Annotated in this window: 20 protein-coding genes; 13 read left to right on the forward strand and 7 right to left on the reverse strand. The window is 62.4% G+C overall.

Translation table 11 applies throughout. The features are described 5' to 3' along the window. Positions 1 to 103 precede the first annotated feature (103 nt). The gene (locus PQR42_RS01605) at positions 104 to 505 is read right to left on the reverse strand and encodes a hypothetical protein (protein WP_132377429.1); all 402 of its coding nucleotides are present in this window, start codon (positions 503 to 505) and stop codon (positions 104 to 106) included. A gap of 435 nt (positions 506 to 940) precedes the next feature. Between PQR42_RS01605 and gltA the strand changes: the two genes are divergently transcribed. From gltA to PQR42_RS01635, 6 genes are all read left to right on the forward strand, one after another. After that, complete coding sequence (gltA, locus tag PQR42_RS01610) at positions 941 to 2239, forward strand: citrate synthase (protein WP_408384750.1); 1299 nt, start codon at positions 941 to 943, stop codon at positions 2237 to 2239. Positions 2240 to 2460: 221 nt separating this feature from the next. After that, entirely contained in the window at positions 2461 to 4734 is a 2274-nt protein-coding gene (locus tag PQR42_RS01615) for an amylo-alpha-1,6-glucosidase (protein WP_408217696.1), read from the forward strand. Positions 4735 to 4841: 107 nt separating this feature from the next. After that, positions 4842 to 5696, forward strand: coding sequence for a MurR/RpiR family transcriptional regulator (locus PQR42_RS01620; RefSeq protein ID WP_408217698.1), 855 nt, complete (start codon positions 4842 to 4844; stop codon positions 5694 to 5696). Positions 5697 to 5825: 129 nt separating this feature from the next. Next, a complete protein-coding gene (locus PQR42_RS01625) occupies positions 5826 to 6887 on the forward strand; it encodes a C45 family autoproteolytic acyltransferase/hydrolase (protein WP_408384748.1) in 1062 nt (353 codons plus the stop codon). A 31-nt stretch (positions 6888 to 6918) separates the two neighbouring features. Beyond that, positions 6919 to 8247: an aspartate aminotransferase family protein gene (locus PQR42_RS01630; protein ID WP_408384746.1), complete on the forward strand. Its 1329-nt coding sequence runs from the start codon at positions 6919 to 6921 to the stop codon at positions 8245 to 8247. A gap of 35 nt (positions 8248 to 8282) precedes the next feature. Beyond that, positions 8283 to 8837 carry a carboxymuconolactone decarboxylase family protein gene (locus PQR42_RS01635; RefSeq protein WP_408385157.1) on the forward strand — a complete coding sequence of 185 codons (555 nt, stop codon included), beginning with the start codon at positions 8283 to 8285 and terminating at the stop codon, positions 8835 to 8837. Between the two features lie 262 nt (positions 8838 to 9099). On the opposite strand, the gene PQR42_RS01640 is transcribed toward PQR42_RS01635, so the two are convergent. Further along, entirely contained in the window at positions 9100 to 9408 is a 309-nt protein-coding gene (locus tag PQR42_RS01640; RefSeq protein WP_408493545.1) for a DUF4148 domain-containing protein, read from the reverse strand. A 347-nt stretch (positions 9409 to 9755) separates the two neighbouring features. Here PQR42_RS01640 and PQR42_RS01645 point away from each other — a divergent pair, with 347 nt between their 5' ends. Further along, the gene (locus PQR42_RS01645; protein WP_011492126.1) at positions 9756 to 10181 is read left to right on the forward strand and encodes an OsmC family protein; all 426 of its coding nucleotides are present in this window, start codon (positions 9756 to 9758) and stop codon (positions 10179 to 10181) included. 186 nt (positions 10182 to 10367) lie between these two features. Here PQR42_RS01645 and PQR42_RS01650 read toward each other — a convergent pair whose 3' ends face one another. The 3 genes from PQR42_RS01650 to PQR42_RS01660 all read right to left on the reverse strand — a co-directional run bounded on the left by PQR42_RS01650 (position 10368) and on the right by PQR42_RS01660 (position 12908). Beyond that, positions 10368 to 11480, reverse strand: coding sequence for a patatin-like phospholipase family protein (locus tag PQR42_RS01650; protein WP_408384742.1), 1113 nt, complete (start codon positions 11478 to 11480; stop codon positions 10368 to 10370). A gap of 433 nt (positions 11481 to 11913) precedes the next feature. Continuing rightward, on the reverse strand, positions 11914 to 12351 hold the full coding sequence (locus PQR42_RS01655; protein ID WP_408384740.1) for a hypothetical protein: 438 nt from the start codon (positions 12349 to 12351) through the stop codon (positions 11914 to 11916). Beyond that, positions 12351 to 12908 (reverse strand): nucleotidyltransferase domain-containing protein, encoded by a 558-nt coding sequence (locus tag PQR42_RS01660; protein ID WP_408384739.1) that lies wholly within the window; start codon positions 12906 to 12908, stop codon positions 12351 to 12353. Before PQR42_RS01660 ends, PQR42_RS01655 begins: the two co-directional genes overlap by 1 nt. A gap of 298 nt (positions 12909 to 13206) precedes the next feature. On the opposite strand from PQR42_RS01660, the gene PQR42_RS01665 reads away from it, so the two are divergent. The 3 genes from PQR42_RS01665 to PQR42_RS01675 all read left to right on the forward strand — a co-directional run bounded on the left by PQR42_RS01665 (position 13207) and on the right by PQR42_RS01675 (position 16191). Next, on the forward strand, positions 13207 to 13845 hold the full coding sequence (locus PQR42_RS01665; RefSeq protein WP_408217723.1) for a TetR/AcrR family transcriptional regulator: 639 nt from the start codon (positions 13207 to 13209) through the stop codon (positions 13843 to 13845). A gap of 31 nt (positions 13846 to 13876) precedes the next feature. Next, positions 13877 to 15433 (forward strand): MFS transporter, encoded by a 1557-nt coding sequence (locus tag PQR42_RS01670; protein WP_408384737.1) that lies wholly within the window; start codon positions 13877 to 13879, stop codon positions 15431 to 15433. 485 nt (positions 15434 to 15918) lie between these two features. Beyond that, complete coding sequence (locus PQR42_RS01675) at positions 15919 to 16191, forward strand: YodC family protein (protein ID WP_408217729.1); 273 nt, start codon at positions 15919 to 15921, stop codon at positions 16189 to 16191. Between the two features lie 70 nt (positions 16192 to 16261). On the opposite strand, the gene PQR42_RS01680 is transcribed toward PQR42_RS01675, so the two are convergent. Further along, positions 16262 to 16573 (reverse strand): superinfection immunity protein, encoded by a 312-nt coding sequence (locus tag PQR42_RS01680; protein WP_408384735.1) that lies wholly within the window; start codon positions 16571 to 16573, stop codon positions 16262 to 16264. Positions 16574 to 16800: 227 nt separating this feature from the next. Here PQR42_RS01680 and PQR42_RS01685 point away from each other — a divergent pair, with 227 nt between their 5' ends. The 3 genes from PQR42_RS01685 (at position 16801) to PQR42_RS01695 (ending at position 20735) form a co-directional block, all read left to right on the forward strand. Then, positions 16801 to 18261, forward strand: a complete 1461-nt coding sequence (locus PQR42_RS01685) for a M20 family metallopeptidase (RefSeq protein ID WP_408493546.1) — start codon at positions 16801 to 16803, stop codon at positions 18259 to 18261. 55 nt (positions 18262 to 18316) lie between these two features. Beyond that, complete coding sequence (locus tag PQR42_RS01690; protein ID WP_408384732.1) at positions 18317 to 19420, forward strand: malate/lactate/ureidoglycolate dehydrogenase; 1104 nt, start codon at positions 18317 to 18319, stop codon at positions 19418 to 19420. Positions 19421 to 19847: 427 nt separating this feature from the next. After that, positions 19848 to 20735, forward strand: coding sequence for a crotonase/enoyl-CoA hydratase family protein (locus PQR42_RS01695; RefSeq protein ID WP_408384730.1), 888 nt, complete (start codon positions 19848 to 19850; stop codon positions 20733 to 20735). Positions 20736 to 20786: 51 nt separating this feature from the next. Here the strand turns inward: PQR42_RS01695 and pdeR are convergent, their stop codons facing one another. Beyond that, positions 20787 to 22790 (reverse strand): cyclic di-GMP phosphodiesterase, encoded by a 2004-nt coding sequence (gene pdeR, locus PQR42_RS01700; protein ID WP_408217744.1) that lies wholly within the window; start codon positions 22788 to 22790, stop codon positions 20787 to 20789. Positions 22791 to 22900: the final 110 nt, after the last annotated feature.

Here is a 22900-nt window from a genome sequence, read left to right on the forward strand (position 1 = left end):
TAAACGTGCAATGAATGCACGACGACGCCGTGCCGGGTGGCTCGCGCTCGCGGCGATGATCCGCGGGCTGGCTCGACCCCGGCGACACTTCAAATGCTCGACCTCATGCCTTGCGATGCGCGTCTTTGTCGAGCGCGCGTTCCGCCGCTTCGCCCACTAGCCCGTGATAGTACAGATGCACGCCGATCGCGAGCGAGTCGTTGCGAATTTCGTGGAAGGCTTTCCACGCTTTCACAGGATCTTTGAACAGCAGATAGTGCGCTTCCTGCGCGATCAGATCCGCGACTTCATGCAGACCGTGGCCGTGCAGCACGTTCACGAGCGTATCGAGGCTGCGATGCGTGCGCGCGTCCGTGCGCGGGTAGAGCATATGCAACACCGCCACGTCCTGCGTCTTCAACGCCGCCGACAGCGCGACGACGATGTCCTGGTGATTCAGCGCGGTGACGATGTTCTCGTCAGTGTGGACGTGGTCCGGAAACAGCGTTTCGAGCGAGGCGTTCATGTGGTCCTTCCTGTTCTTCTGGCTGATTAAAAAAGCCCGCCGTAGGACGGCGGGCCAAACACAGCGATGTGTTCGCAGGGGAAGCAAAACACGAATGCAGTATCGCAGATGCACCCGTGCCTCCGCAGCTTGACTGAAGCAAAACATTGTTGCAGTAAGTGCTCAACTTTCATTTGGCTGGCAGTGCGTGCAGGCGGGGCGCGGCCGGCTTGCTCGCGCCGCGCCGTTGCGAGTTTCCCAGCGACGTCAAGCCTTGTAAGACGAAATGCCGGCAACGAATGTTGCGCCAGCCGAGATGCATTGTTGCGGTCAATCGTCGCAATCCGGGGCCCGCAGGACCTTAAAATGCACGGCGGAGCCTGAGCATGCCAACGCGCCCTTTGACGATCGAGCATGCCGGCACGTGTGCGATGTGAAAGTAAAAGGAACGTGTAGATGAACTCGAAGACACACGCAACGCTGAGCTTTTCCGACAGCGACCAGACTATTGATCTGCCGATTTATCAGGGCACGCTCGGACCGGATGTGATCGATATCCGCAAGCTGTATGGCCAGACCGGCAAGTTCACGTATGACCCGGGTTTCATGTCCACGGCGGCATGCAACTCCGAGATTACCTATATCGACGGCGACAAGGGCGAGCTGCTGTACCGCGGTTATCCGATCGACAATCTGGCGCAGAACGCCGACTTCCTCGAAACCTGCTACCTGCTGCTGAAGGGCGAATTGCCGGATGCGAAGCAGAAGGAAGAGTTCGTCAAGACCGTCACGCAGCATACGATGGTGCACGACCAGATGCATTTCTTCTTCCGCGGTTTCCGTCGCGATGCGCACCCCATGGCGATTCTGGTCGCCGCGGTCGGCGCGCTGTCGGCGTTCTATCACGACTCGCTCGACATCAATAATCCGCTGCACCGTGATATCTCCGCGATCCGCATGATCGCGAAGCTGCCGACGCTGGTGGCCATGGCGTACAAGTACACCGTGGGTCAGCCGTTCGTTTTTCCAAAGAACGACCTGTCGTACAGCGCGAATTTCATGCGCATGATGTTCGCGAACCCGGCGGAAGAGTACAAGGTCAACGACGTGCTGGTGCGCGCACTCGACCGTATCCTGATCCTGCACGCGGATCACGAGCAGAATGCGTCGACCTCGACCGTGCGTCTCGCCGGTTCGTCGGGCGCGAATCCGTTCGCATGTATCGCAGCCGGTATCGCGTGTCTGTGGGGCCCGGCGCACGGCGGTGCGAACGAAGCCGCACTGAACATGCTGGAAGAAATCGGCTCGGTCGACAACATCCCCGAGTTCATCGCGAAAGTGAAGGACAAGGAATCCGGCGTGAAGCTGATGGGTTTCGGTCACCGCGTCTACAAGAACTACGACCCGCGTGCGAAGCTGATGCGCGAAACCTGCCACGAAGTGCTGGAAGAGTTGGGCCTGCACGACGACCCGCTGTTCAAGCTCGCCATGGCGCTGGAAAAGATCGCACTGGAAGATGAATACTTCGTGTCGCGCAAGCTTTATCCGAACGTCGACTTCTACTCGGGTATCGTGCAGCGCGCGCTCGGCATTCCGACGGCCATGTTTACGTGCATCTTCGCGATGGCACGTACGGTCGGCTGGATTGCGCAGTGGAACGAAATGATCGCCGATCCGGAACAGAAGATCGGTCGTCCGCGTCAGCTTTTCGTGGGCGAATCGCAACGCGAAGCCGCGCCGCTGGTGAAGCGCTAAAGCGTCGCGGCGGCCACCCGCCCGACGCCCGCGCGGCGCTCTCACGAGGAGCGCCGCGCGATACCCTCTGCACGTCCTGTGCCACTGAAAAAATCCGAAACTCCCCTGTGATAAGTTCGTCTGACGCGGACAGACCCTCTACAATCGGAAGCGACCGGGCAGCACCCGCGCCAACCGAATGTGACACTGAACGCAGAAGCGAACCCATAGGAGTGACCCTGATGCAGCAGCCAGAAGCCCTCGGCGGCCTTTCGGGCGGAATCGACCACCGCGAACCCGAGCCGGACGGCGTATTCATCCCGACAGAAAACCTCAATGTCGCGAGCGCCACTCAGCACGTGCTGAAGTCGGGCGACACCTTCATCGTCAACGATCCGCTCGGCGATATTACCGGCCACGACGACGGCCTGTTCGTCAACGACACACGTGTTCTCTCGCAACTGCGACTCACTTTCGGCGGACGCGCGCCGTCGCTGTTATCAGGCAGCGTCAGCAGCGACAACACGTCGTTCACCGCGCATCTGACCAACCGTCCGTTGCCGCCGCTCGGCGGCGACAGCACGCCCGAAGGCGTGATCCACGTCGAGCGCGTGCGGGTGCTGTCGGGCACCGTGCTCAACGAAGCCATCGAACTCACCAACTACGGCACCAGCGACGCCGTGGTGCCGCTATCCATTTCGTTCGCCAGCGACTTCCGCGACATGTTCGAAGTGCGCGGCCTGAAGCGCGACAAGCAGGGCCGTGTCGAACCGGCGCGCGTCGAGAATCGGGAAGTGCTGCTCGGCTATGTGGGCCTCGATGACGTGGCGCGCAATGTGCAGATCGCTTTCTCGCCGGAACCGGACAAACTTTTCGCCGACCGCGCCGACTACACCGTCAAGCTGCCGGCCCAGGCGTGTGTGTCGATTTATCTGTCGGTGTCGGTGCAGGTCGTCGCGCAGACGGACAAGCCGATTGCCGGCGTCTCGCAGCCCACGCATGCGTTGAGCGAAGCGCACCTGTCGCAGATCGACGCGGAGCGTCCGCGTGTCGGCCGCGCTGCCGTGCGCGCCGCGCTCGTCGACGCCCACCTCGTGATGCGCGAGCGCCGCCGCGCCACCGCGCGCGTGCGTTCGAGCAATCCGCTTTTCAATGCATGGATCGACCGCTCGCTCGCCGATCTTGGGCTGCTGACCACGGACCTCGTAACCGGTCCGTATCCGTACGCCGGCATTCCGTGGTTCTCCACGCCGTTCGGCCGTGACGCCGTCATCACGTCGCTGCAGACGCTGTGGCTGCAGCCGCAGTTGGCCGCGGGCGTGCTGCGTTTTCTCGCCGAGCATCAGGCGCGCGAGAACTCGCCGTTTCGCGATGCCGCGCCCGGCAAGATCATGCATGAGATGCGCAAGGGCGAAATGGCCGCCACCGGCGAAGTGCCGTTCGCGCTGTACTACGGCGGCGTCGACACCACGCCGTTGTTCATGGTGCTGGCCGGCGCGTATGCAGCACGCACGGGCGACCTCGCATTGATCGACGAATTGTGGCCGGCGCTCGAGCGCGCGGCGCAGTGGGTCGCGGGCGTATGCGACAAGAACCGCTTTGGCCTGCTGGACTATCAGCGCGAATCGGACGGCGGTCTGGCGAATCAAGGCTGGAAGGACAGCCACGATTCCGTTTTTCACGCTGACGGCCGCTTCCCGGACGGCCCGATTGCGCTCGTCGAAGTGCAGGCGTATGCGAGCGCCGCCTTCGACACCATGGCTCACTTCGCGAAGCTGCGCGGCCTGCATGACGCGGCAGCGCAATACAGCGAGCGTGCGAAAAAAATCCGTCAGTGCGTCGAAGAAAAGTACTGGATGAAAGAGGCCGGCTTCTACGGCATTGCGCTCGACGGCCACGGCGAACTGTGTCGCGTGATGGCGTCGAACGCGGGTCACTTGCTGGCCTTCGGTCTGCCTTCGCGCGAGCGCGGCGAATCGGTGGTGCGCGCGCTCGACTCCACGCTGTTCCACACCGGCTGGGGCGTGCGCACGCTAGCGGCGAGTCAGTCGCGTTTCAACCCCATGGCGTATCACAACGGCTCGGTTTGGCCGCACGACAACGCGCTCTGCGCGCGCGGCCTGTCGCGCTACGGCGGCAAGGCGGCGGCCGTGCGGCTCTTGCAGGCGCTGTTCCAGGCGGCGGTCAACTTCGACATGCGCTTGCCCGAACTCTTCTGCGGTTTCCCACGGCGGCGCGGCGAGCCGCCCACCGCCTATCCGGTCGCCTGTCTGCCGCAGGCATGGGCAGCGGGTTCGCCGTTCATGATGCTCGAAGCGTGTCTGGGCATCACGATCGACGCCGAGCGGCGCGAAGTGCTGATCGAACAGCCGATGCTGCCCGAAGGCATCGACTGGCTCGAAGTGAGCGATTTGCGGGTGGGCGACGCCTCGGTGTCGATCACGTTCCGGCGTATCGGCGATAAGGTCGTCGCCTCGGCGGAACAGGGCGACGTGCGGGTGATCGCGCTTCTTTAAACAAGCGTCAAAAGTACGCTGAGCACGCTGGAACTGCTGTTGGATGCGAGGTGCCGGGTGGTAACATTTGTTGTCATCCTTATCGACCGTTCGCCCGGTACATCCGCATGCCAGACAGTTTCGACCAGCTCGCCGCCCTGATCCGGGCGCGCTTTTCCGAACTGAGTCCGCAGTTCCAGATGGGCGCGGGTTTCCTGCTCGATCATCCCGACGAGGTCGCGGTCTCGTCCATGCGCAAAGTGGCGGAAAGGGCGCAGGTGCAACCGGCTTCGCTGGTGCGCCTGTCGCAGCAACTCGGTTTCCCCGGCTGGAACGAATTGCGCAACCTGTTCGTCGCGCGCGTGCGCACGCGGCCCGAGCCGCTTACGAGCCGCGCGCGTTCGCTCGTCAAATCCAAAGACGCGCTGGCGAACGATCTGCTCGTTGCGCAGCAGCACAATCTCGAGGTCACCGCCGCGCATAACGGCCGCGTGATCGTCGAAGCGGCGCGTCTGTTGCGGCGTGTGCCGCACGTGCATGTGGCCGGCTTCCGCTCCTGTTACGCGGTGGCGTTCGGCCTCGTGTACGGTTACCGGTTGTTCCGTTCATCGGTGTCCTTGCTCAACGGCGAAGCCGGCACGCTGGAAATGCAGCTGCGCACGATCGAGCGCGATAGCGCGACCATCGTGATCAGCTTCGCGCCGTATTCGGTGGAAGCCGCGCGCGTGGCTGAAGCCGCGTTGGAGAAGGGCAGCAAGCTGATTGCCATTACCGACAGCGCCGTGTCGCCGATCGCCTTGAATGCCGACAAGGTGCTGATCTTTTCGCACGAGAGTCCTTCGTTCTTTCCTTCGCTGGTGGCGGCTACGGCGCTGGCCGAATCGCTGGTCGCGCATCTGCTTGCGCTGGAAGGCGCGGATGCGGTCGAACAGCTCGCCATCGCCGAGCAGTCGTTGCATGCGAAGGGCGCGTACGTGCCTTGAATATTCCCGGCTGAATCGAGCGGAGTTCGTGCGTGACGCAGCTCCGCTCCATTTGGATCGGCATCGCACCGTTTGACAACAAATGTTGTTTTAACGTATAAATACGTACCGATTGTTGAGTGGGTGCGAATGGTGGCGTCGAAGCAGGGTTTGAATCTTTTTCAGGTAAGCGGCGAGCCGTATGACATCGGCTACCGGTTGGGTGAATTCGCGCGGCCGGTGTTCGCCGATTACATGAATCAGAGCAACGCATGGCAGGCGGTTCAGCGCTGGCGCGGTGCTCCGTTCGTGCAGGAATTGCGCGACGCGGCGCAGGCGCATTTCCCGGCGTTGTTGGCTGAGCTCGACGGCATGGCGGCAGGCCTCGGCTGGTCAGCGGAAGACGTGTTTCTCTGGAACTGCCGCGGCGAACTGATTCACAACGCGCCGGACGGGTGCACCACGTTGGCGGCGGCCGTTGGCGACACGCGCTTCATCGCGCATAACGAGGACGGCGATCCGTTTCTGCGCCAGCGTTGCGCGCTGGTCGAGGTTCAGCCGGCCGGCAAGCCAGGCTTCGTGAGCTTCTATTACCCCGGATCGCTGCCGGGACACACCTTCGCCGCGAGCCGCGCCGGCGTCGTGCAGGCGATCAACAATTTGCGCATTCGCACACCCGTTGCCGGCGTGCCGCGCATGATCCTCGCGCGTGCCGCACTCGATGCCGCCTCGCTCGACGAAGCGTTGCATATCCTGCGCGACACGCCGGCCGCGAGCGGCTTTCATCACACGCTCGGCTGCGCGGGCGACGCGCGCATCTTCAGCATCGAAGCGAGCGCGCAGCGATGTTCCGTGCGAACGGTGCCGCACCTCTACGGCCACGCGAACCACATGATTCATCCCGGCTGCGAAGCCGAAGCGCAGATCGTCACGGATTCCTCGCGAGACCGTCAATTGCGCGTGGATGCCTTGTTGCCCGCGATCACCCGCCCGTTGCAACCCGCCGCCTTGCTCGACGTATTGCACGATCGCGCGCCTTCGGGCTTGCCGATCTACCGCGACGACCCGCTCGATCCGGACGACGAAAACACACTCGCCACCGTGCTCTTCGACATCGGCGGCGCCGGTGTGTCGATGAAAGTTTACCGGCAGGGGCAGTGCGCATTCGACACCTTCATCGCCCGCACGGCATCTGAACAAGCCGGCGCCTAAGCGCTTGCCGCAACCACAGGAACCGATCACCATGTCCACCGTTTTTCATCGAACGCCCAAGCAGTCGCTCCCGGTCGCCGTCGCGGGCGACGGCATCGAGATCATCGATTCCACCGGCAAGCGCTATATCGACGCGTCCGGCGGCGCCGCAGTCTCCTGTCTCGGCCATAGCAACCAGCGCGTGATCGACGCGATCAAACGGCAGTCGCAGCAGTTGCCGTACGCGCACACGTCGTTCTTCACCACCGCGCCCGCCGAGGAACTCGCCGACCGCCTGGTGGCGAGCGCGCCGCAAGGGCTCGGGCATGTGTACTTCGTGTCGGGCGGTTCCGAGGCGATCGAGGCGGCGCTGAAACTCGCGCGCCAGTATTTCGTGGAGAAGGGCGAGCCGCAGCGCCGCCATTTCATCGCGCGTCGCCAGAGCTATCACGGCAACACGCTCGGCGCGCTGGCGATCGGCGGCAATGCGTGGCGACGCGAGCCGTTCCTGCCGATTCTGATCGAAGCGCATCACGTGAGTCCGTGTTACGCGTATCGCGAGCAGCGCGCCGACGAAACCGAAGAAGTCTTCGCGCAGCGTCTCGCTGACGAACTCGAGCAGAAGATTCTCGAACTCGGCGCGGACACGGTCGCCGCCTTCGTCGCGGAAACGGTGGTCGGGGCGACGGCTGGCGCGGTGCCGCCGGTGCGCGAGTACTTCCGCAAGATTCGCGCGGTGTGCGATCGCTACGGCGTGCTGCTGATTCTCGACGAGATCATGTCGGGCATGGGTCGCACCGGTTACCTGTACGCCTGCGAGGAAGACGGCGTGGCGCCGGATATCCTGACCATCGCCAAAGGGCTCGGCGCCGGCTATCAGCCGATCGGCGCGACGCTCGTGAGCGACCGGATTTACCAGGCGATCGTTGGCGGCTCGGGGTTCTTTCAGCATGGCCATACCTATATCGGCCACGCCACCGCCTGCGCCGCGGCGCTCGAAGTGCAACGCGTGATTGAGGAAGACAAGCTGCTGGCCAACGTGCTGACGCGCGGCGAACAGTTGCGTGGCCGGTTGCGCGAGCACTATGCGCAGCATCCGCATATCGGCGACGTGCGCGGACGGGGACTGTTCGTCGGCGTCGAACTGGTCAAGGACCGCGTCAGCAAAACGCCGTTCGACGCCGGCCTCAAGCTGCACGCGGCAATCCGGCGCGAGGCGTTCGCGCGTGGTTTGATGGTGTATCCGATGGGCGGCACGGTCGACGGCCAGATCGGCGATCATGTGCTGCTGGCGCCGCCGTTCATCTGCACTGAGCGCGACATCGACGAAATCGTCAGCAGGTTCGCGGATGCGATTGGTGGCGCGCTGGCCGCCGTTTGAGAACTACGACACCACCACGACTTGCGAGAACGATGATGACCGAGCGTTTGCCTCATTTCGACCAATCCGACGCCACGCCCGAACAGAAAGCGGTGCTCGACGAAATTCTGTCCGGGCCTCGCGGCAATCTGAACGGGCCGTTTCTCGGCTGGATTCATAGTCCGGAACTGGCCCAGCAGGCGCAGCGTCTGGGCGCGTTCTGCCGCTATCGGACGGGTTTGCCGCTGCGCCTGTCGGAGCTGGCGATTCTGGTGACCGCGGCGCGCTGGCAGGCGCAGGCGGAGTGGTACATCCACTATCCGATCGCGCTGCAAGCCGGCGTGTCCGAAGCGGATGCCGAGGCGATTCGCCAAGGCAAGCGCCCGGATTTCGCGGATGTCGACGACGCGTTGATTCACGACTTCGCGAGCGAGCTTTACGACACCAAGCGCGTTTCGGACGCGATCTATGCGAAGGCGGTCGAGCGCTTCGGGCATCAGGTGGTGATCAACCTGGTGGGCCTGCTCGGCTACTACGCGTTGGTGGCGATGACGCTGAACGTTTTCGACATGCGTGCGGTGGGGCAGGAGAGCTTGCCGTTCGCTGAATAGTGCGGGCAGCATGGCGGCGTCGTTGTGCAATTGCGCGGGCGCGGCCGGGTACGGCGTGATCCGTATCGCGGCGCGGCCAGCTTCGGCATCGAAAACGCCGCCTCTTTTACCACGCATTCGCCAACTTTTCCGCCACGCAATACAAAGCGCCCCGATGGCGAACTTCGCAACCGGGGCGCTCTTTTACTGCGACTACACCTTCACCTTCCATACACTGGCTATACCGGCGAGAACCGCATCGCCAACCGCGCGACTGACCGGCTTACTGGCCGCGATACGTCGAGAACAGGCGTTGCTGCACCGAGTCCCGCGCGCCGGCATCCGACGAGACTGCCTTCACGCCGCCGACGTCCTGCGAACCCTGTGCCTCGGCGGCCACTGTCGCACCGCCTTGCGGCACGGCCTTCGCATAGTCGGTGTCGTTCTGGTTCAGAAGGCCCGCTTTTTGCGCGGCAACCAGCTCAGCGCGCACTTGTGCGCGGGTCACCGGACCATTCGCCTGCTGGGCGAACGAAACAGCCGGGACGATGAGCGCGGATGCGATAACGACTGCGGAAATAAGCGATTTCATGATGACCTCCAATATTCGATTGTTGATGAGATCGGTTCAATGCTGGGTGCCGATCCGTTGAAACGAGTCTATTTCTTACGAGGTCGATGAAAAAGCCGCTTTCGGAGGAAAGATTATTACCGTTATCGACATAATTTCCGGGCGGCTTCTGTTTTGAGCGATTGCCGGCATCGTCACGACGCTGGCACACGGAAGCGCCTATGATGAAGTTCGGTCCACGCCCGCGCCTGCAGCGCCGCGCGACACTCGCGACCGATGTCGAAACCGCAAATCCTGGGCTGGACCGTTGCGGTGGGCATCAGATTCGGTCGCACAGCGCGCGAAGCAGGCACAAACAGGAGAGAGCGATGAAGCGCAAGGCATCAGCAGTCTGGCAAGGCGGCCTGCAAGACGGCAAGGGCTCGATTTCCACCGACAGCGGCGTCCTCAAGGAGACCCAATACTCGTTTTCGACACGCTTCGCGGATGGCATCGGTACGAACCCGGAAGAGCTGATTGCGGCTGCGCATGCGGGGTGTTTCTCGATGGCGCTGTCGGCGGAACTGGGCAAGGCCGGCATCACGCCCGAGCGCATCGGCACGACGGCCACCGTCACGCTCGACAAGGACGGCGGCGGTTTCGCGATTACCGCGGTGCATCTCGACGTGGCCGTGAAAATCCCCGGCGGCGACAAAGCCGCCTTCGAGAAGGCGACCGCCGACGCCAAGGCCGGTTGCCCGGTATCGAAAGTGCTGAACGCCACGATCACGATGGACGCGAAGCTCGAAACCTGAGTTCGCGCTTTTGTTGGTGATTTAGAAGCGATTAAACCGGCGCACAGGCCGAGCCTGGCGCCGGTTTTCGTTTACTCGCCTTAGTTAGAGACGCCGATGCCGTTGCTTGCGCCTTCTTGCAGCGCTACGAAGCCAGCTTGGCGCGAAGACTAGCCGACTTCGTTCGGCCCGGTCATACAACGCTCATCAAAGCGTTTTCCCCTCGGCCTGCTGAACGGCATGAATCGCGGCGGGCGTCCCTTTGACCCGGCTTCTCACGAGCTTGTCGATGTCGAAAGTTGAAACCTTGCCGACGCTCGGCAGACAATCGCGCACCCATGTGTCCGCCGTGGCATGGCCCGCGTGCCGCAAGGCGCGGAAAAACTCGATGGAGGGCGTGTTTTTCGATGCGGCGCCGATCTCGTCCATGAAGCGGTCGGCGCGAATCACGTGAAAGCGCTTGGGCGTGTACGGCTTTCCGCGGTGAACGAGGCCAGGGTTTTCAGCGGCGAGTTCGTTGATCAACTGGATCTGGCGGACTTCCGTGACCCACGACGCGCCGAAGCTGACTTCGTTGATCCGGTTGTTGATCTCGCTGGGGCGCTCAGGCGGCCCGTGTTTCGTACAGAGCGGATCGATGAGCACGCTCAGAATGTCGTCGACCCACTCGACGAGCGGCGCGAGCGCCGGATTGGCCATATACCCGCCGTCCCAATAGAACTCGCCGCCTATTTCCACCGCCTCGAAGAGCGTGGGAAAGCACGCGGAGGCCATCAGCGCCTTCGCCGAAATTTCGCCGGGTTCAAAGATACGCAATGCGGTCAGGTTCACGTTGGTCGCCGCCACGTAGAGCCTGGGCACGGCATCCTTCGGGTCATTGACGACCCCGAAGTCCGGAATCACGGTTTCCATGATGGAGCCAAGGGAATTGGTCAGCCATGGCATCGCATACGGAGAGGCGAACGGCTGGAGCATGCTTTGCGCGAGTATCGCGGGATTGAGATCGACATTCCAGCGCTCGGGAGACTTCAGCAGGTCCCTGGGGAAGTTATAGAACGGTTGCCACTTCGAACTGGCGCCGACCAGCGTCCAGAGTTGTTCGAGCGACCGTTTGGCATCGGTCGGACTCCTGTGCAGCCCGTATGTGCAGGCCGCGGCGTTGAGCGCTCCGCCGCTCGCGCCGCTGATCGCGAGAATCGACAGGGTTCCGCGCTCGACTTCGTCCAGCAGGCGGTCGAGTACACCCCATGAGAACGCCGCGTGCGCGCCGCCGCCCTGGAGGGCGAGACCGATCGTAGGAACGCCTTTTGTCGTTGCCATCCTGACCTCCGTTGTGCGGTCGCTCAGCAGTCGGCGAACTCATAGGGGAAAACGAAACTGCCGACGCGGTTTTAACCGTTGTACTGCACTGCATGAATTTCTGCCAATCTCGCCGGCTTTACGCTCTGGTGATGCACAAACAAATCTGGTTCGTAGAGGTTAGTTAGGTGACTGGTCGTTATAAGTCATTCTGCGGCGCTGAGTTGTGGACGACAAAGGAATCTGACTTGAGTCGGCCGCCAGCGGATCGGGCGCTGCAAGTGACCAGATATCCCAAGTGCAGGAATAAGCAAGTGTCGCCAGGTTGTGGGCTTTCTTTGCGACGCTCGGAAATGCGCATACATCAAGTGCGAGATAACGAACGGGCGTGTACCACTGGAGGATATTGTTTGCTTTGTCTCCCAGCGATATGTTGTCCGGTAAAAATTGGGGCTCACGGCGTACCGGTTAGCGCACGCGCGACGGGTAGATACTTAGCCAGGATGTCCAGCATGATGGCGGCCTCAGCCTTCGACACCGGGGGAAACGGTAAAACGTAAGAGGTACCATTGCGACGCTCGTGAGCTTTTGTGATGAAGGCAAATTCTCGGGAGTCCACGCCAAGCGAGGTCGACACACGCTGGATGGCCAGGTTTCGGCCGGCATCTTTGGTGCGTACCTCGTAGAACTCCAAAACCGCTTGGACGACCTGGAAATAGCCTTCGTAGGCCAAGGTAAAAACCTGCAGATGTCGGCCGGTATCCAGCCCGTCGGCGGTGGCCATATAGTCCGCTGCGTTACCCAGGAAGCCCGCGATAGCCCCGGGCGTTGCGGTGACAGCCTCAAAGGCTTTCGTCTTGATGAGGTTTTCGTATTCAGTTGGGCGCGGCATCACACTATCTTCAAGGTGGGACCTTGGGCAATCTGGCCCATAATGGGGTCCGATTTTATCAAGGCCGCCCATTCAGCAGGCTCGTACAGAGAAAAGTTAACGGGGCGCAACAGACCTTGTTCGGCCCTATGCAGGGCCTCAGATAGCTCCAGAAGAGGGGCAGTCCCGACGACAATCAAGTCGATGTCGCTTCGGTAACTGTCGGTTCCCTTGGCCATGGAGCCAAACACGAACGCTGAGGTAATGTGTTCGGCAAAAGGCGCGAGGGCTTCTTTCAGCGGCTCCACAACGGCAAATGACTTGCGCGCGATACTGAGCAATTCTGGATAGAGCGGGAATCCGGTATTCGCCCGGATGCTGCGTTGCCTGCCTCGTCGAGCGTCTTCCTGAAGCACGCCGGCCTCGACTAGTCGATCTACCTGCTTTTGAGCGCTCCCGTGTCCACTGTTTGCCAGACGCAGCAGTTCCTGTAGCGTAAAACTGCGGTCAGGCTGCAGGAGCGTGGCACCAAGTACCCGCTGCAGCCCTGGTGTGAAGAGAAAGTCTGCAACACTCACGGAGAATCCTCAAATTAGGGATGATTGTCCTTAGTATAGGGATTACTCCTCGAATCCTCAATACAGGGATTTTTATCCCTGTTTTAAGGATTCGACGTTGCAGTCGTCAAATATCGAGAAGTTCGCTCGGTAACGTTGCAGGCGGGTGGGCCGACGAATAGGTTTGTTTGTTGAAAACGGCCAAGCAGTTTTGTTTGATCGAACTCAGTTTCGATGAACGTCACCAGTTCCTTGGCTCGGCGGCGCTCTACGGAAACTCGTCTTGCATTCTTGACTGGTTAGTCATAATATCCACTGCATGAAGCAATCAGCCAATTCGAAACAATCCGCGAAGAAAGCAGGCGACGTCTGCCCTCGGGGCCGGCCACGCGAGTTCGACACGGACACGGTATTGGCGAGCGCGAGCCAGGTGTTCTGGAACCACGGCTACCACGCCACCTCGATCGACGACCTGTGCAAGGCCACGGGCCTCTTGCGCGGCAGTCTTTACGGCGTGTTCGGCGACAAGCACGGCATCATGCTGGCCGCGCTGGATCATTACGCGGAAGGTTCGGTCGCGCGGCTTGCCGAGCGGCTGAATGCGCCAGTGCCGCCGGAAGAGGCGCTGCGCAACGCTTTGCTGCATTACGCGCGGGTCGCGTGCGCGCTGACCGGCGAACGCAGCTGCCTCATCACCAACACCACGCTGGAAATGCAGCCGGGCGACGAAGAGCTGCGCACCCGCGTCGCCGCGATTCAGCGCCGCATGGCCACGTTGCTGGCAGCGTCGGTGATTCGCGGGCAGGCGAGCGGCGCCTTCAATTCCACACTCGACGAAAAAGCCGTCGGCGATTTCCTTCTCTGCGTGATGCAAGGTCTGCGCGTGCTGGGGCGGGTCGCTCACAAGGAAGACGCGTTAATAGGAATCGTGGACGTCGCCATGCGCGCGCTCGTCTAAATTTTTTTGCCGAATTTTTGAACGATCAGTCATGAATAGCGAAGCGATCAAGTCCGCTCCGGCGGCATTCGTTGGACCCCAAGGCTCCGCAGCCTCAGCGGTGACCTGTCCTGGCGCCGCGGCCGCGAGCATGGCAACGGGCGTGGCAACATCGGTCGACAGGGCCCAGCCGCGTTTCGAACGGCAGGGGCTCGCGCTGGCGGTGCTGTTCGTCGGCGCCTTCCTCGCGCCGCTCGACTACTTCATCGTCAATCTCGCGTTGCCGTCGATTCACACCGGCCTGAACGCCAGCGACGCGCAATTGCAACTCGTCGTCTCGGCCTATGCGTCGGCGTATGCGGTGCTGCTGATCACGGGCGGGCGGCTCGGCGACCTGTTCGGCCGTCGCCGCATGTTCATGACGGGCATGGCGGCGTTCGTGGTCGCCTCGGCGCTGTGCGGCTTCGCGACCAGCGGACACATGCTGGTGATCTCGCGGATCGTGCAAGGCATCGCCGCCGCCGTCATGGCGCCGCAAGTGCTCGCGACGATTCGCGCGGTCGTGCCGCTGCATCAGCAGACCAAGGTGATGAGCCTGTATGGCTTCGTGTTCGGCTTGTCGTCGATCGTCGGGCAGTTGGGCGGCGGTGCGCTGATCACGTATCATCCGTTCGGGCTCGACTGGCGCATCATCTTTCTGATCAACATTCCGATCGGTATTGCGGCGTTTGTCGGCACGTGGAAGTTCGTGCCGGAGAATCAGCCGGCCACGCGCACCGGCATCGACGTCAAGGGCGTGGCGCTGCTATCCGCCGTGCTGCTGCTGGTGATCTACCCGATGACGCACGGCCGCGAAGCCGGCTGGCCGGCATGGACCTTCGTGATGTTCGCGCTTGCCGTCCCGGCGTTCGCGCTCTTCGTGATGACCGAGCGGCGCGTCGAGCGCGGCGGCGGCCATCCGCTGGTGGACCTGCAATTGTTCCGCAACCGGGCCTTCGCGCTGGGTCTCGTGCTCGCGTTCCTGTTCTACTGCAATAGCGCGTTTTTCCTGACCTACGGGATCTTTCTGCAAACCGGTTTGCACTGGACGCCGCTCGCTTCGGGCATGGCGATCATGCCGTTCGCGATCGGTTTCGTGGTCGGGCCGCTGACCTCGCCGGCGGTGGTCAAGCGCATCGGCGGCCATGTGCTCACGCTCGGCTTTTCGATGATGACGATCGGCTTCACGGTCACGGGCTGGTCCGCCACCCAGTCGGCCACGCCGGATCTGCTGTTCTATTGCGGCCTCGTGTGCGCGGGCGTCGGTCATGGCCTGCTGCTGCCGTCGATCATGCGCATCGTATTGCTGGAGGTCGTGCCGGAGAAGGCCGGGCTTGCTTCAGGCGTGGTGTCGTCGACGCTGCAGATCGGCTCGGCGTTCGGCACGGCGGCCATCAGCGGCGCGTTCTTCGGCGCGATCGGCGGCCGCGCGGCACCGGGCGACTACGCGCACGCGTTCCAGATCAGCCTCGCGATCAACGCACTGCTGATGTTCGTCTGCATCGGCTTGAGCGTGCTGCTGGTGCGGCACCAGCAGCTCGCGCTGCGCCGCTCGGCGCAGCCGGTTTGAAAATCCGGCGGTGCGAATCGTTTTCAACAAAGCTGTCGGAAATTATTAGGCGCTTTTTTAAACATGACCGATTTTAAGCATGGCGCATTTACCGGTGAGTTCGTTATTCACAGGTAATTCCGTTGTGGCAGATCAGAATAAACCCTGAATACCTGTCTGCTGACGCATTAGATATGACGAAACGGCGCTCGCATTTTCTACTTGCCGCGTCGACACTCCGCAGCAACTCTTGCGATAGTGCAGTGCGGCATGAACGGGCGGCCAGGCGGCGCATTGAAGGGTTTTCCCGGTTTTCTGGATCGACAGCCGACGGTGGAAGCCATTCCACTGCCAATGAAAACGGTATCAATAAAAAGCGCTTGCGGCGATTAATTTCGATTGTTAATCTTGTCGAACCTTTTAGAGTTTTCCTTCAGCAGGTCTAAAGTCGAAAAACCCGGCGCAATGACTTAAATACCGTTCAACGGTTCCGTAGGGGGATGAATATGCTGACCGCTACCATTGACGCATTCCAGACACCGCCCACCGCCCAGTTCAATGTCGGCGACGTCGTCACGTTGAAGGAGGGGGGCTCGCGCATGACGGTAACGTACGCAGGCCCCGTGGCGCTCAATCCCGGCGACTGGCTGATTTGCGAATGGTTCGACGAACACGGCGAATTGCGCCGTGAGATGTTTTCACCCGCGAGCGTACGCACCGAGCCGCGCTCGATTCCCGCTGGTTCCGTGCTCTGGAACCGCATCAGCCGCGCGGCCTGAACAGCCCGCATGGTCGGCCGGCGCTTCGGCCGGCCCGTTTATTTTCCGCCTGACCCGCGCCTCGCCTGAATTACTTGTCCGAGCGATCTTGCGCGCCTGCGCGTCGTTGCACGCGCACCAGCAGCGCGGACGAAAACGCTCTCATCCTCACGAGCTTGCGCGTCTCCACGATCTCGCCCGCGATGTTCTTCGGCGGGTTCGGTTGCAACGCCCAGTAGAGCGCAAGCAGCCAGCCGAACACGGTCCAGCCGAGGCATGCGTTGAAGAGCGCGAGCGTCAGCATGTCATGACGCTTACGCCGGTCCGCCAGCATGGCCGGCAGAAAATAAAGCGCCAGCGCGAGCACCGCGGCGATGGCTTGCACGACAACGTTGCCCCCCATGAAGCGGCTCCCGATATGCGACCTATGACGCGATTGTCGCGCGATTGTTCTGTTTGCGTAAGCTCGCCGCAAAGGCTTTGGGCCGCTCGACATGGCTGGAACGAGCGGCCGGCACGAGCGGCGCCGACAGCCGTTCACCAAGCCGATGCCCGGCGAGGGGTTCAGCGGACGCCGCATCGGGACTATCATGATCGTTTCGACAGAACATATCCCCACGGACCGCCATCATGATCTCCGACGATACCCAGCAGGCTCAACGCATCAACCCCGAGACGCTACGCGAATTCGTGGACCGCAAGTGGAACGACGAGATCGTACCCGCGCTGACGGACTACATCGCCGTGCCGGCCAAGAGTCCGGCGTTCGATCCCGAGTGGGTCAAGCACGGCTATCTGGAGCGCGTGATCACCGACGCGGCGCAATGGGCCGAACAGCAGCCCGTGCGCGGCCTGAAACTCGAAATCATTCGCTTGCCTGGCCGCACGCCGGTGATCTTCTTCGAGTCGGCGGCGACCCGTTCGGGCAGCGAGGAAACCACCGTGCTGTACGGGCACCTCGACAAGCAGCCCGAATTCGACGGCTGGCGCAACGACCTCGGACCGTGGACGCCCAAGCTCGAGAACGACAAGCTCTACGGCCGCGGCGGCGCCGACGACGGCTATGCGATCTACGCGAGCATCACCGCACTCGCCGCGCTGGACGCGCAAGGCGTCGAGCGTCCGCGTTGCGTCGGTCTGATCGAAACCTGCGAGGAGTCGGGCAGCTACGATCTGCTGCCGTACGTCGACGCGCTGCGCGAGCGGCTCGGCAAGGTGGGTCTGGTCGTGTGCCTGGATTCGGGCGCGGGCAACTACGATCAACTGTGGCTCACTACGTCGTTGCGTGGACTGGTCGCCGGCGACCTGGAAGTGCAAGTGCTCGACGAAGGCATTCACTCGGGCGGTTATGGCGGCATCGCACCGTCGAGCTTCCGCATCATGCGGCAACTGTTCGACCGTCTCGAAGACTCGGCCAACGGCACGCTGCTGCCGAAGGGCTTCCATGTCGATATCCCGGCCGACCGTCTGCGTGAAGCGGAAGCCACGGCCCAGATTCTCGGCGACGACGTCTGGAAGAAGCTGCCGTGGGCTTGCGGCCAGGACGGCCGTCAGGTGCTGCCCACCACCACCGATCCGAAGGAGGCCTTGCTCAATTCGACGTGGCGTCCGTCGCTGTCGGTGACCGGCGCGGCCGGCTTGCCCGCACTGGCCGATGCCGGCAACGTGCTGCGTCCGCGCACGGCATTCAAGCTGTCGCTGCGTCTGCCGCCGATGATCGAAGCGGAGAAGGCCGTCGCCGAACTGAAGGCGTTGCTCGAAGTCGATCCGCCGTACAACGCCAAGGTGACGTTCAAACCGGACGCGGGCGCGGCGAGCGGCTGGAGCGCGCCGGACCTCGCACCGTGGCTCGCCACCGCGCTCAACGACGCGTCACGCCAACACTACGGCGCGGACGTCGCCTATATGGGGCAGGGCGGCACCATCCCGCTGATGAACGTGCTGAAGGCGGGCTTCCCGAAATCGCAGTTCATGGTGTGCGGCGTGCTCGGACCGAAGTCGAATGCGCACGGGCCGAACGAGTTCCTGCACGTGCCGTACGGCAAGAAGCTCACGGCCGCGGTCGCCGAGGTGATCGCCGCCGCGCCTTGAGCTTGCTCTTCGACTGTCGTTTGCCCTGAACCCATCACGTCCGCCGACACTGTGAATGACCGATAACTCGACCGCTCAAGCCGCCACGCGCCGGATTCCGGCCGATCAATTACATGCCTATGTGAGGGCGATCTGGGAGCAGGCGGGCAGCACGCCACGCGAAGCGGAACTGGTCGCCGATCATCTGGTGGCGGCGAATCTGACGGGTCACGACTCGCATGGCGTGGGGATGATTCCACGCTATGTGGCGTCGCTCGCCGACGGGGAGCTTCAACTGAACCTGCACGCCGACGTGGTGAAAGACGCGGGCGCCGTGCTGACGGTCGAAGGCGGCCGGGGTTTCGGCCAGGTGGTGGCGTTCGAGGCCATGGAGCAGGGCATCGAACGCGCCAAACGCCTTGGCATCTGCGCGGTCGGCTTGCGTGGCGCGCATCACATCGGTCGCATCGGTCATTGGGCCGAACAGTGCGCACGGGCGGGTCTGGTGTCGTTCCACTTCGTCAACGTGGCGGGCGATCCGCTCGTCGCGCCGTTCGGTGGCGCGGACCGGCGCATCGGCACCAATCCGTTTTGCGCCGCTTATCCGCGGCCCGGCAAGCCGCCGCTCGTGCTCGACTTCGCGACCAGCACGGTGGCGTACGGCAAGACGCGCGTCGCTTATAACCAGGGCAAACAGGTGCAACCCGGCGCGCTGATCGATCACGAGGGCCGGGCCACGCTCGAACCCAAAGTCATGCACGAAGTGCCGTTCGGTTCGCTGACGCCGTTCGGCGGTCATAAGGGCTTCGGGCTCGCGGCCCTGTGCGAGATCTTCGGCGGCGCGCTGTCTGGCGGCTTCACCACGCACTCGACCACGCTCGGCACGACCAACGCGATCATCAACTGCATGCTGTCGGTGATCATCGATCCGGCCGCGTTCGACGCGCCCGATGCGCAAGCCGAAGCCGACGCGTTTATCGACTGGGTGAAGGCCTCGCCGCTCGCGGCGGGCGCCGAGCGTATCTATGAGCCTGGCGAACCCGAGCGCGTGACGCGCGCGCAGCGCGAGGCCGAAGGCATTCCCGTGGACGCGGCCACGTGGGCGCAGATTCTCGCCGCGGCGCTGGCCGTCGGCATGAGCGCGGAAGCAGCCGGCCACTGGTCCGCGCGTCTGCAATAAGGCTCTGATGGAAAGGCGCGCGGCGCGGTGGGCCGCCCGCGTTTGATCATGCGAAGCGGATACACCGTCTGTTAGCCCACCAATCAGAGAAAAAACCATTCCCCGCTGATCATTTTCGATTGCATTTTCTAATCGAAGACTATTTCTTTCTTTCTTCGATCCGGCAAGAAATTCAATCCTTGCCCGTGCGCAAATAGATTGCACGCCGTGTGCCTATTTGTGGCCCAATTTCGCCCATCTTCGGTGCGCAACCGTTTGCGTCCGCGCGACATGCCATCGACCTCTCTCTTTCCCGCAGAGCGCCTGCTGGCGGGCTTTTGAACGCGGCTTGCATTCATCTGTTGGTTACCCCGCTCCCATCCGATTCCGGTCTGCTTTAGGCTCGCATTGCAATACCAGCGTTTAACCTTAAAAAGGACCGTTCAAAATGAATCTGCATAATCACCACGCCTGCCGTCCGTTCCTCGAAGCCGGCAATCTTTCGCAAATCTCGGCTTACTACGAAGAAGGCCGCAACGTCATGTGGATGATGTTGCGGGCGCAGCCGCGTCCCTGTTTCAATCTCGATCTGGTCCACGACATCCTGGAACTCGCGCAGGCAGCACGAGAGTCGGGATTGCCGATCGATTTCTGGGTCACCGGTTCGTTGATTCCGACCATGTACAACGTCGGCGGCGATCTGGATTTCTTCGCGGATGCGATCCGCGCCGGCAAGCGTCAGGCGCTCATGTCCTACGCGCGGGCCTGTGTCGATTGCGTGCATGCGGCATCGCGGGGATTCGACACGGGGGCGATTTCGATCGCGATGGTGGAGGGCACGGCACTCGGTGGGGGCTTCGAGGCCGCGCTCGCGCATCATTTCCTGCTCGCGCAGACCGACGCACGGATGGGCTTCCCGGAGATCGCATTCAATCTGTTCCCGGGCATGGGCGGTTATTCACTGGTGGCGCGCAAGGCCGGCATGCGGCTCGCGGAGGAGCTGATCGGCGTCGGCGAATCGCATACGGCTGAATGGCACTACGGCAAAGGTCTGGTCGACCAGCTGTTCGAACCGGGCGAAGCCTATATGGCGACCCGTACTTTCATCGACACGCTCAAGCCGAAAATGAACGGCATCCGTGCGATGCTGCGCGCGCGCCAGCGCGTGCTGCAACTCTCGCGCGCCGAGCTGATGGAAATCACCGAGGATTGGGTGGACGCCGCCTTCACGATCGACGAGAAGGACCTCGCCTTCATGGAGCGGCTGGTGATGCTGCAGAACCGCCGTACCTCGAACCTGCGTCAGACGGCGGCCAGCGCGGCCAATTTTGCCTGAACTAACCGGGGGTCGACCACAATAAGCCGCAAGGGGGGCGGCGCCGGAAGCTCAGGCAATGAGCCTGAGCTTCTGTCTATCCTGCAACCAGCGTTCGAATTCAGCCGCCGGCATGGCCTGGCCGTACAGGAAGCCCTGCACGTAATCCACGCCCAAGCCCTTCATGAACACTTCTTCCGATTCGGTCTCGATTCCTTCGGCGACCACTTTGAAATTCAACTCCTGCGCGACGGCCACCATGGAGCGCACCAGTGCCTGCGCTTTGGTGTCGGCGTTGATCGAGCGCACGAAGCTGCGGTCGAGCTTGATGACGTCGAGCGGAATCCGGCCAAGCTGCGAGAGCGACGAATAGCCCGTGCCGAAATCGTCCAGATGAACCTGCGCGCCGAGCTGGCGGAACTGCTTGATCAGATCGATCGCGGCCGTTTCGTCTTCGATCAGGCAGCTCTCGGTCAGTTCGAGATCGAGCAGGCAGGGGTCGAGATTGGCGTCCCGCAGCGCCTCGTTGAAATGGCGGACCACGGCGGTATCGACCAGTTGCCGCGCCGACACGTTGATCGCGATGCGCAGGTTGTAGCCGTCCGCCTTCCATTTGGCGGCCTGTTTCGCGGCCGTTACCATGACCCAGCGGCCCAGTACGCCGATCAGCCCGGACTCTTCCGCGTAACGGATGAACTCGGCGGGCATGATCTGCCCGCGCTCCGGCGAATTCCAGCGCACCAGCGCTTCGACGCCTTGCACCACGCCGGTGGCGAGCGACAGTTTCGGCTGGTAGTGCAGCGTCAGTTGACCCTCTTCGAGGCCGCGGCGCAGATTGGTGTCGAGCCACATGTACTCGGCGACCCGGCGGTTCATTTCCGGCGAGAACACGCGGTGCGTGCGTTTGCCTTCGTCCTTGGCGACATACATGGCCGTGTCGGCCGAACGGATCAGCGACTCGAGGCTGTCGCCGTGTTCCGGATACAGCGCGATGCCGATCGAGCAGCCCGTGTAGACCTCCACGAGCCCGAGGGCGAACGGCGTGCGCATGCGTTCGAGAATGCGCTGCGCGGTGGCTTCGAGTTCGTGCGCCATGCCCTTGGCCGCGAGCACGATGAATTCGTCACCACCCAGGCGCGCGAGCGTATCGCCTTCGTTCAGGCACTCGCTGATGGCCGACGACACGTCGCGGATCAGACGGTCGCCGAATACGTGGCCGTAGTGGTCGTTGACCTTCTTGAAGTTGTCGAGATCGAGGAACAGCACGCCGACCGCTTCGCCCGGCGCGGCGTCTTCGATGGCGGTGCGGATTTTGTCCTGGATCGCGTTGCGGTTCGCGAGGCCGGTGAGCGAGTCGGTGTTCGCCAGTTCGGTGAGGCGTTCCTGCGCGAGCCGTTCCTCGGTGATGTCGGTGCCCGAGCAGATCAGGAATTGTTCCTCGACGCCGCTGCCGCTGTGGACGAATTTATTGCGGAACAGAAAGAGCCGTTCGCCATGCACTGTTTTGACGCGCCGCTCGACCTCGTACGACACGCCGCGATTGAAGAAGCCTGCAATGTTCTGGCTGGAGGCCGCGCCGTCTTCGGTGGACATGAACAACGCCCATACGTTGCGGCCGATGATGTTCTCTTCCTTGACGCCGGTGAGTTCTTCGGCAAGACGGTTGAAGCGTTGTATTCGACCATGCCGGTCGACGATCACGACGACCGAATTTACTTCGGACACGACCTGTTCGGCAAACGAGAGGCCGTGGACCAGATCGCGGGCGACGGATTCGGTGTCGTCGTAGGCCGAGGCGGTGCCGGCCCAGCTGTTGCTGCTGAGCTTTTTACCGACGAGATGCAAGCGCAGCGGTTCGCCGAACAGCCGCACGTCGAGGATGAGATGCGAAGTGACGCCGGTGAGGCAGCGGATTTGCGAGGCCTGCTGAGGATTCAGCGGAATAGCGACATTGGCCGGCACGTCGCCAGTCACGGGCGTGAGTTCGAGCGCGTTGCTGTCGTTCGACAGACGCCAGCATGGGCTGCTTGTGCCGAACTGGGCATAAAGCACCTGGTCGTGTTGGTCGTCGTTCATGAGATCCCCGGGCGGTGTGTGCCGGTGGCCGCCGTGAAGGCGGAGTCGGCAAACAGTCTTCATCATACTTAAGACTGTCCCCATTGTAGCGAAGCGATTGGAATTAGGGC

The sequence above is a fragment of the Paraburkholderia sediminicola genome (assembly GCF_046027355.1).
Taxonomy (GTDB): Bacteria; Pseudomonadota; Gammaproteobacteria; order Burkholderiales; family Burkholderiaceae; genus Paraburkholderia; species Paraburkholderia sediminicola_B.